At 64.5% G+C, this 2,346-nt stretch carries 2 protein-coding genes; both read left to right on the top strand.

Annotated elements, in window-relative coordinates:
• A partial coding sequence (locus tag JGS22_RS25730; protein ID WP_216815188.1) for a DNA-binding protein occupies positions 1-1,162 on the top strand: 1,162 nt, incomplete at its 5' end.
• Positions 1,162-1,743, top strand: a complete 582-nt coding sequence (locus JGS22_RS25725) for a transcriptional regulator (RefSeq protein WP_211039554.1) — start codon at positions 1,162-1,164, stop codon at positions 1,741-1,743. The genes JGS22_RS25730 and JGS22_RS25725, both read left to right, overlap by 1 nt.
• The last annotated feature ends 603 nt before the right edge of the window (positions 1,744-2,346 follow it).

Below are 2,346 nucleotides of genomic sequence, written 5' to 3'. Positions count from 1 at the left end.
GGCGGCTGCCGAGAATGCCGCACAGGCCCCTGCCACCACGGCCACCACCCCGCCACCGCTCGTCCCGCTCCGACACCAGGCCGAGCAGGTGCCGGCGCCGACAGAGACCGCGGAGAGCCCGGCCGCACACCGAGCCCGAACCGCCCACCACCGGCACCATGCCGCTCGCCGGACGACCAGTGCGGAGCAGGCACGCAGCGAGCTCGCCGCACACATCGACGACACAGTCGAGACCGAGCTGGCGCGCGCAGCCGGTGACCAGGAGGCCGCCGCACAAGCACTCGTCAAGAGGGCCATCCCCGACGTCATGGCCCTCTTCCAGCACACCCGGAAACAGGCCCGGTACGAGCACACCGCCTACCCCCGTCTGCCGGCCATCCTCCAGCGCCCCACCAAGAACGACCCGGACCTGATCTGGGAAGCCCGCCCGTCCTGGCGCCACCCCCAACTGCGCCGCAGCCCCGACGGACCGTTCTACGTCACCGCTCTGGACGTGAACGCCGCCTACCTGGCCGCGTTCACGACCCACCTGCCGATCGGCCGCCTCGAGCACAGCGCCGACGGGACGAGGGACCCGAAGCGCGCCGGGTTCTACCTGATCGACCCGCCCGCCTGGTTCCACACCGACCTGCCTCACCCGCTCGGCAACCGAGAGGAACCCGGACCGCTGTGGATCGGTGAGCCGACGCTGCGGCTCCTGCTTCGCCTGGCCGGCCCGAAGCACGGGCTCCTCGAGGCGCCCACCATTCACGAGTCTTGGACATCCGGCTCCTCCGAAGGCCTCCTCAAGCAGTTGCGCGCGACGCTCGCCGAGGCCCGTACGGAAGCCCTGGAAGCCGACAACGACGTCAAGCTGGACTACATCAAGGCGATGTACTCCAAGTTCGTCTCCACACTCGGCGAGAGCGTCCACAACCGCGAGATCGTGCGACCCGACTGGACCCATCTCATCCGCTCGCAGGCGTTCGCGAACCTATGGAGCCGCGCCTACAAAGCCCACGAAGCAGGACTGGGAGTCGTCGCCGTCCTTGGCACCGACGAACTGCACGTCGCAGGCGACTGGCGGCAGGCGTTCCACGAAGGACGCGGACTGGGAGACATGAAGATCAAGCACGATCGTGAGGGCAGCCCGGTGGACTACACGGTCAAGGAGACCGTCTGATGGCTCAGGACTACCGCTGGAGCCGCTTCGGCGAGCACGGTGCCGACGGCATTCCCGGCGGCACCGCCCTCGCGCTCGGCCTGGACGCCATGGTCACCGGCATCACCTCGCCACCCGACACCCCACGAGGCATCGCAGCCCGACTGCGCTATCTCACCGCCTCCTCTGCGGGTTACACCGCGATGGGCCAGGCCGGTATCTCCGTCACACGCCGCACGCTTTATGCGTGGCTGGCCGAAGAACGCTCGCCCTCTCCTGCAAACCGTTCCAAACTTGATGCCGCCTACTGGGCGTTGCGCCGCCGTCGCGTCGTTGCCGAGCTGAAGCGACGCCTCTCGCGCGGCGGTGGTACTCGTGTGGAGATCGACCCCGTCGACCAGCGAGAAGTGCCCGGGAAGTACCGCCGGGACCTCCAGATCCGCCGCATCACCTTGCGCCCTCACATCTGGGACGCGGCAGTTGACGCCTGGGTGGCGGACGACATCGAGGACCTGGGCGCGATCTGGGACGAAGCGATTACCGGCCTCGGCAGCGACTACGACTCGTATACGCACGTTGCCTCCGTGGGATGGAACGCCTGACTGGGTTCGCCCAGCGGACGCCGAGCGAAGGATGAGGCTTTCGCCGAATCGTGAACTGCGTTGAGCAGGCAGGGCGTTGTGGTTCTTTCGGTAGGACTCGTTGAGTTAGCTGGCGGTGGGCGGTGCTGGTTGTGGGGCGTTGTTGGTTGTGGGGCGCTAAGCGTTGGTCGCTTATGTGGGAGATGGAGATGGGTTAGCGGAGAGGTGAGGAGTGAGGGGTTGGGTGTTCTTTGCATGGTGTTTTTAGAGTAAGGATTGTGGGTAGCTTAGAGTCTTCTTTTGTGTTTTGTTCGGAGTTCCCCTACTGTTCGTGCTTGAATAGTTTATTAAGAATCTGAGTGCATGTCGGTCTGCTTCTTTCGAAACGTCCTAACTCGCCTGACTCCCAGGCGAGTTCACGGCGTTCGATCAGCAGGTCGAGCTGGAGCCGGGTATAAAGATCCGATTGTAGTCGAATGACGTGACGTCAGTTCGCCCGCAGACCCGACGAGTTACCTTGGGCAGCCCGCTTCTTTTGCCTGAATACGTTGGATAGCTTGCCACCAAGATTAATAATTATCGGCGCAAGCGATATGTGAACAATTCCGGAGGAATTGTTCTGGA

Origin of the sequence: Streptomyces tardus, from assembly GCF_018101125.2 — a bacterium.
Lineage (GTDB): Bacteria > Actinomycetota > Actinomycetes > Streptomycetales > Streptomycetaceae > Streptomyces > Streptomyces tardus.
The sequence above is the reverse complement of the archived record's forward strand: the minus strand, read 5'-3'. Positions and strand labels throughout refer to the sequence as shown.

Coding starts and splice junctions, on each gene's coding strand:
- JGS22_RS25725 (WP_211039554.1), top strand. CDS start 1,162: ATGGCTCAGGACTACCGCTGGAGCCGCTTCGGCGAGCACGGTGCCGAC.